Below are 7159 nucleotides of genomic sequence, written 5' to 3'. Positions count from 1 at the left end.
AAAATATAAAAATGCATTATTTAACGACAAAAGAAAGTTTCGAGGTGAGGGATTAAAAAAAAGGATATCGCCTAATACTTTTAATGCCTATATGACTAGGGCACGAAAAAGATTTGATGATAAATTACATCATAATTTTGAAAAAAACATAGTTAGGTTATCAGAGAAATACCCATTATATAGTGAAGAACTATCTTCGTGGCTTTCTATGCCTGCGGCATCGATTCGTCAAAATATGTCTAATTTGCAGACTAAACTAAAATCAATAATGCACTTAGCCGAAGAATTATCAAATATAAAAATAGGTGCAAGGAATAGTGAGGCAAAGTTAAATAAATTAGCAAACAAATATCCTGAATGGAAATTTGCAATTAGTGATTTAAATAGTGAAGATTGGAAAGATAATAGAGATCACCTTTATAAATTATTCCAGCAAGGCTCTTCACTTCTTGGGGAACTAAACAATTTAAAAGTGAACCATGAAGTTCTCTATCATCTACAGCTTAGTTCTGCCGAGCGAACGTCTATCCAGCAACGTTGGTCTGACGTCCTTAGCAATAAAAAACGTAACGTTGTAGTTATTGATTACCCACGTTACATGCAAGCAATTTACAATATCATTAATTCACCTATATCCTCATTCGACTTAACAACTCGTCGTGGTATGGCCCCACTGGCATTCGCTCTTGCCGCGCTATCTGGTCGCCGAATGATTGAAATCATGCTCCAGGGTGAATTTTCCGTCGCAGGTAAATATACAGTAAACTAATTTATCAAGAGAAATATATACCCTTTGCGATGCAAAATTGTTTGTTAAGTTGATATATGAACTTCGTTCATGTCCTGCTGCACTTGATTTTGAAGAGCTCTTAAAAGGATATGGCGAAAACGATACTCGCCCTGGAAATGGCCGAGTCACTGCTATTTTATCAACGGCCTTTAACCCTTGGGTAAAAAAATTCTTAATAAATTGGCTAATTTCTCCAGAACATGGCGACCAGATGTCGGCGAGGAAAATACCCGTCTGGCAGCACTTCAAAAGCTGGATAGCATGATGCCAGATTTCGCCAAAGGCGACGCCGGGGTTCGTATTGATAAAGATCACAAACAGTACCCTGCGACCATTTAACTTCAGTACCAGGCTGATTCCTCGCCGGTGAAAATGGGCAGTGGCAACTGAAGGACGAGGCGCCTGCAATAGTCCTGCCTGATGAAGAAATTCTTGAGCCCATCGACGACGCCGATCTCGATGACGGAGACCAGGAAGATGAAACGCTGGATGACGATGAGATCGAAGTAGACGAAAGCGAAGGAGAGGAACTGGAGGAAGTGGACGACGCTGAAGAGGCCGAGGAGGCTGAGCAGGAAGAGAAACATCCTGCCAAGCCAAACTTTAAAGCGCCGAGGGATAATGGCGATGGTACCTACATGGTGGAGTTTGAATTCGATGGCCGTCATTACGCCTGGTCTGGTGCCGCCGGTAATCGGGTAGAGGCAATGCAATCTGCCTGGAGTGCCTACTTCAAGTGACAAAAAGGCCACAGGTTATCGCCTGTGGCCTTTCCAGTATCCAGCCCTACAAAATCAGGAAGAGACGGCAGGAGCCTCTGATTTTGTGGATAAGGCCTCCAGTTTACTGAACTCGCATATTACCTAGGGCAGTTTCTGCCGCCGTTAATATTCGGCGTAATTCGGCAATGATAGCCGGCAGATCGTCGACCGTAATTGGGTTAGGTGATGGATTCCTGCAGGCACGTCGCAGCGCCAGCCAAACACCACTGATCCACGCGTTTCGATACTGAAAACTTTGGGCTATATCGTTTATCAGGCCGCGTAATTCTTCCTTTTGCCGCCAGTCCAATGGTTCGCCGGCGCTTTTTGGGGTGGTTTCGACGTAGCTGTATTCACAGAGTGTATAGGCCGGACTCATTCAAAATTATCAATGACTGCGCCCCTTTTCCTGCTGACCCTAACTTAAAGTTAGAGTCACCGCTAAAAAGCTGCTTTTCGTCTTCATCGAGTGCAGATACTGACTTCGTCGGGTTCGTTAATCCTAATGCCTTACAAACATCAACCGCTACAAACCACGGTTCGCCATTAACCAGAACCACCCGCACGGGGTGGTTTTCCTGAAACGAGAAAACAGAGAGTGCGTTCATTTGGCCTCCCTCGCAGTCAGCTCCGCGGACAGAGAGGAGGAGCAGTTACGGGCGTCTTGCACCAGCTCACGGGCAACCTGGAGTAATTCCGCCGCCTCCTGCATATACAGTGAAGCTTCATAGCTGGAGATCGTACGGTGGGCCGAGGAAACCAGCGCTTCTATCTGCGCCAGGCGCTCCTCAATCGACTCAAGCAGGCCCTGGGTGTTTAGCTGCACCTGATTCATGCGGCCACCCCGCTAACCCGGCGATGGTGGACAGATGATGAATATGGGATTTTTTATCGGTACGGCAGATCGCCGCGAACTTGAATTTGAACATGGTGCGCACTCCAGTTTGGTTATGCAATACCGGCCCAAACGAAACCGGCCAGCCAAAAGGCTGCCCCGCCTGAGCCACCATAATTCGGGTATGCGCAGGCATATGGCGACAGGGGTTTTTACAGCTAACTTGACCAACTGATCACAACCTGATCAGTCGGTTTTATGAAGGGGTGGCAAAACACGGGGATGACCCATTTTTATGTAATTATATTTTAACATAATTTAGGATTATAGTTAACTTGACTTGCCGGAGGGTTAGGACTACCTTTGAGAGGCTGTACGTTTATACAGCTAATTCAAAACTCACAAGGAGATTAACATGCCTGAAGAAACATTGACTGTCGTAGGTGGTGGTAATAACAGCTGTAATGTTAGCTGGGGTGGTGGCAATGGTAACAACGGTGGTGCTGGCTATTCTGGTAAATACGGTGGTACTAGCTATGAAGGCGCAACTAGTATGTTGAAGTTGAATGACCGTGTTTTAATTCAGCTTTATCTTTGCAATCCGCTTAACCCAGATTATATTGGAGCACCTTGGGGCAGTGATAAAGATGCTGAATCAATTATCAGAGCTAACAGAGATAAACCAGGAAAGTTCAAGGCTAATATTCAGAACTGGAAAACAAGCGGTACAGGTTCTTTAGGTAGCCCTGTAATTGGGAAAGCTTCTAGCTCAGGTGATGTAGATACTTATTCCGTTAGCTTCGGGAAAGAAAAATACAATGTCCTGTATAACCGTAAAAAAGGCTCTTTTACTACAGGTTATATCGATGGCGGCGCAAGTAAACCTGAGGACAGCATGAAGGATCAGGCTGTTGCCGTTGTTAAACTTTACCTTCTCAACGAAAGTCAGGCATCTGTAATCGATACTACATCGGGAATTATTACTGACTCTGGTAAAACTCTTAGCGGGAAATTAGGCGATAAATACAACACTCTGGCGAAAGAAGCTGCTGACAATATAAAAAACTTCCAGGGTAAGAAACTCCGCAGTTTTAATGATGCTATGGCATCTATTAATGAACTAGCTAACAATCCAAAGATGAAGTTAAGTCAGGCGGATAAAACAGTCGTTTCTAATGCCCTCAAACAAATGGATTTGTCAGCACTAGCTGACCGATTCAAAGGGTTAGAGAAAGCCTTTACTTGGGGTGATCGACTTCTTAAAGCCGAGAAAATCAGAGACGGTGTTGTTACTGGTGTTACCACAGGGGACTGGCAAAAGCTGGCGTTTGAGGTTGAAGCTATGTACCTCAGTGGTGTTGCTGGCGCCGTAGCGTTAGGGATTACTACTGCCATGATTAGCACAGTCGCAGTCGCTTTGTCACTTCCAGCTGTAGCTGTCTCTGCGCTTACTGTTGTGTCCGTCATTGGCATCTCTATTCTCACATCTTATATCGATGCTGATAAGGCCAAAGCACTGAATAATGCAGTGCTTGGCTTATTTAAATAATACTTATGTTTAGTATAAAGCGGAGGTTATCTCCGCTTTTGAAAAAAAGGCAGACCTTTTAAAAGATATAAATAAATCAAAAGCAACCAAATAAAAAAATAATTAGTCAGAAATAAAAGAATGTAGTAAATTAATAGAAAGTACTCATTGCCAGCAATAATTCTTTTAATGCGATACATACTATCAGACATATTTTCCACACCTATATATGTTAAATAGTATGCTCCTGCCGTTAAAAGGAGTACACCAGGCAGAAGTTTAAGCCATCGCTTCAAATCGAGTTTGATGGTTTTTATATCAAACTTGTTCCAGCAAATTATATACATTAATATGACGAAAATTGGTGCGGTTTTAGTATATGCAGAAGCTATAGTGCTCACGGCTAAATATTGTTCTGAAAAATCCCTTTGATATCCATTTGCAATATCAAAAAGGTATGAAATGATGTGTGAGCTTTCATTGCTGAAATGAATAAAAAATATTATTATTATTGGGGTTATCCCTAATAGCAATGAAATTAATGAATATTTGAACAGCCCCTTCCCTTCCATATTATATCCCACCATTATCATGTTAATGATACGTAATCATAACCGACAAATAGAAAATGATAAAGGTTCTCAATACCGACAAGCTAACCGGCCCGAGTGTAATCGCTCCGAGCCGGACATCGATTACTCTACTTCAACCCGGTTATCCGGCTGAATAATGCAGCTGTTTTTGACGTAGTTGCAAACCCGACACGGCCACGGATAAGCCACTGGAACGGGATGGTCAACGAATACAGCGGCACGAACCATAGGCGGTTATCATATTGCTCTGGCATTTTGGCTGATTCGGCGTAGTCATCCCCTTCACCGCAAAGAAAATTACATATCTCTTTCCAGTTTTCGAAACCCTGCTCTTTTAACTTACGCTCAAGCTCATGCCGAAACAAAACCGGCACCCATCCCTTGCGGTAAATCATAATGGTTTCCCCTCTAATGCTGACAATTCCATGCGATCAAGTATTCGCAGCAGGTAACGCGCATCCTCAGCATCAGCAAGGCCAGCTTCATTGATGGTGACTTGTACCAGGCGATCACGCAGATGGTTGAATACCTCATGAACGAACGGTTCCGGGCTGTTGTGCAATGCCAGCTGCGCGACCTGAAAGCGATGCTGCGCCAGCATGCTTTCAATATGCGCCGCATGGCTTTTTAAAACGGAGGTCATCTGATCCGCCTGCTGTTCCAGAAGTGCATCGATATCTTTAGCCATAGAACGCCTCCTGCGCGTCGTAGCCGCCCGTAACCGTGCCGGTGATGTATTCACGCAGCCGGCGCAGTTCGTTGCTGGAGAGGCGGTCCATGAACTCTGTGAGGTACAGGGACGCGAAGGTCATCGCTATGCTGGCTGGCGACCAGGAGGTCATTGTGGCCAGCTCATCATCAGACAGCGCGGTCATCGCCCAGGCCTCCGGCACCGGCACCGGCAGTTCGGCCAGCGCCTCAGTTATTACTGAATGAGGGGCGTCCAAATCCTGCCCGTTTGTGGATCGCGTTTTATGATCCATATATATATTGAGATCTAAACCGTGATCCACTTCGGTGGTGGCTTTCTCGGCTTTACGCAACTGCAGAGACAGGCCGTCGTCTTTACGGTTCTCCAGAATTTCCATCATGAACGCCGCCGACTGCTGATCCACAAACCGTATGGTCGGGCGCTTGTCTCCGTCCCTGGCGCGGCGCTTGTCGGTTTTCAGGCCGAGCGACTCGCAGATGGTTTTAAACAGTGCCTCGGGGACCTTCGGCTTTCCTTTGGGCGTCATAAAGCCACCAATGCGCAGGACGTTGTTTAACAGGTCTCGCCGTTCGGCGGTCATGAGTTTATCCCTGGCGTATGCCAGGCGCGCCTGGGTGGCTTCTCCGGTCATGGTTTCCGGGTCGATGCCGCAGTCAATGAAGTACTGGCGTAGCACCGTAGATTTGAGGCCGTAGAAGCCGCGCATACCGACCTCGACCGCGGGTGTCGATTTGACTTTGTACTCGGTGATGCCAGGGTGTTTCGCCTGGAATGCTTCATCAGCCTGCTCGCGGGTCATCGCGGTGGCGGTAAAGTATTGCCATTGGCCCGCCTGCCTGAAAGCGTAGGTGAAGTTGATCGCGGATTCCTCGCGGTCGAAACGCCGCGCGGTGATCTCATCGAGCAGCATGGTTTCATAACGGCGAACCTTATCGCGGGCGCCGTCGAAGTAGAATTTCAGGTTGTCCTCGTTGACCGGCAGTTTCAGCTCATGCTCGATGTCCCAGCGGACCAGCTTCGCCTGCTCTTCCAGGGTCAGGGCGCGTTTCTTCAGAATGGCTTCCCGTTCAGATTCGTTCGGCGTTTCGATATTCAGGTGGAGATCCAGCGTTTGTTCCCAGACAATTTCGCGGGCTTCCTTGCGCAGCTCCTTGCCGACGCAGTTCGCCAGCTCGTCGGATGCCAGGGGGGCAACCTTGTAGCCGTCGCTGTGCATTATGCAGATCATATTGCTGGCGTAGTCATTACGCGCGGAGGCCTCAATCGCTGCTGCCTTGATTTTCATCCGGGTAAAATCGGTGTTGGCCACACCCATAGAAATGCGGTCGCCGTCGAAAACAACGTCGGTTAGTTCGCCGTTCATGCCGGCAGTGGCCAGCAATGCCTGGACAAACGCACGCTCAATTTTTTGCGGATCGGTTTCGCGTCGTGCGCGAACCTTGTCAAAGCCAATGATGAACTCTTTGGCTGTGCGAAATGCTTTTGCTCGATGGAGACGCCGGAGGATATCGACGGGCTATAAATCAGGCCGTCGTACTTCTTCACCATCTTCTTCGGTTTATTGGTGAATTCTTCAACCTCGGGTTCCGGCTTGCTCTTCTGGTTTACGCAGAGGAATTTTTTCTCCGGGTAGCGCTGGCGCAGCGTGGCGGTAACGTCTTCTGCGAAAGTTGAGCTATCGGTCGCCAGCATGATTTTTTCACCGAGTTCCACCGCTTTAATCAGCATCTGCGTCTACCATGATGGGGTGCAATTCAGTTCTGGCCAGCGCGTCGATCAGCGTATTGAAAACGGCGACCGGGTTCTCCATTGCGCGGCCAGAAAGGATGGCGCGAAGTCCCTGCGTTGCCTCATCAAAGCCGAAATATCGGCCTTGGTCCCTTTCTGCTCTGTCATCATTTCCCACAGGCCACCGATGAGGCTTACGCGGTGCGCAACGG

Annotated in this window: 11 protein-coding genes; 3 read left to right on the top strand and 8 right to left on the bottom strand. The window is 47.3% G+C overall.

Annotated elements, in window-relative coordinates; genetic code table 11:
- Both IE151_RS17645 and IE151_RS17640 read left to right on the top strand, forming a co-directional pair.
- A partial coding sequence (locus IE151_RS17645; protein ID WP_210310916.1) for a hypothetical protein occupies positions 1–769 on the top strand: 769 nt, incomplete at its 5' end.
- A 177-nt stretch (positions 770–946) separates the two neighbouring features.
- Positions 947–1129 (top strand): hypothetical protein, encoded by a 183-nt coding sequence (locus tag IE151_RS17640; RefSeq protein ID WP_210310915.1) that lies wholly within the window; start codon positions 947–949, stop codon positions 1127–1129.
- A gap of 2 nt (positions 1130–1131) precedes the next feature.
- Here IE151_RS17640 and IE151_RS17635 read toward each other — a convergent pair whose 3' ends face one another.
- The 3 genes from IE151_RS17635 to IE151_RS17265 form a co-directional block, all read right to left on the bottom strand.
- Entirely contained in the window at positions 1132–1542 is a 411-nt protein-coding gene (locus IE151_RS17635) for a hypothetical protein (protein WP_210310914.1), read from the bottom strand.
- A 362-nt stretch (positions 1543–1904) separates the two neighbouring features.
- Entirely contained in the window at positions 1905–2159 is a 255-nt protein-coding gene (locus IE151_RS17790; RefSeq protein WP_244636864.1) for a BRO-N domain-containing protein, read from the bottom strand.
- A complete protein-coding gene (locus IE151_RS17265; protein ID WP_039814615.1) occupies positions 2156–2386 on the bottom strand; it encodes a hypothetical protein in 231 nt (76 codons plus the stop codon). Before IE151_RS17265 ends, IE151_RS17790 begins: the two co-directional genes overlap by 4 nt.
- Positions 2387–2801: 415 nt before the next feature.
- Between IE151_RS17265 and IE151_RS17255 the strand changes: the two genes are divergently transcribed.
- Positions 2802–3935 (top strand): colicin-like pore-forming protein, encoded by a 1134-nt coding sequence (locus IE151_RS17255; RefSeq protein ID WP_077268490.1) that lies wholly within the window; start codon positions 2802–2804, stop codon positions 3933–3935.
- 26 nt (positions 3936–3961) lie between these two features.
- Here IE151_RS17255 and IE151_RS17250 read toward each other — a convergent pair whose 3' ends face one another.
- From IE151_RS17250 to IE151_RS17230, 5 genes are all read right to left on the bottom strand, one after another.
- Entirely contained in the window at positions 3962–4486 is a 525-nt protein-coding gene (locus tag IE151_RS17250; RefSeq protein ID WP_107317992.1) for a hypothetical protein, read from the bottom strand.
- A gap of 128 nt (positions 4487–4614) precedes the next feature.
- Positions 4615–4902, bottom strand: coding sequence for a hypothetical protein (locus tag IE151_RS17245; RefSeq protein WP_189492980.1), 288 nt, complete (start codon positions 4900–4902; stop codon positions 4615–4617).
- Complete coding sequence (locus tag IE151_RS17240) at positions 4899–5195, bottom strand: hypothetical protein (RefSeq protein WP_040108071.1); 297 nt, start codon at positions 5193–5195, stop codon at positions 4899–4901. Before IE151_RS17240 ends, IE151_RS17245 begins: the two co-directional genes overlap by 4 nt.
- Positions 5188–6582 (bottom strand): hypothetical protein, encoded by a 1395-nt coding sequence (locus IE151_RS17235; RefSeq protein WP_189492987.1) that lies wholly within the window; start codon positions 6580–6582, stop codon positions 5188–5190. The genes IE151_RS17240 and IE151_RS17235 overlap by 8 nt, the downstream gene beginning before the upstream one ends.
- Positions 6579–6947, bottom strand: coding sequence for a hypothetical protein (locus IE151_RS17230; RefSeq protein WP_189492985.1), 369 nt, complete (start codon positions 6945–6947; stop codon positions 6579–6581). Before IE151_RS17230 ends, IE151_RS17235 begins: the two co-directional genes overlap by 4 nt.
- Between the last annotated feature and the right edge of the window lie 212 nt (positions 6948–7159).

The organism is Limoniibacter endophyticus (assembly GCF_014652835.1).
Taxonomy (GTDB): domain Bacteria; phylum Pseudomonadota; class Alphaproteobacteria; order Rhizobiales; family Rhizobiaceae; genus Limoniibacter; species Limoniibacter endophyticus.
This window is presented reverse-complemented; position numbering and strand designations above follow the sequence as displayed.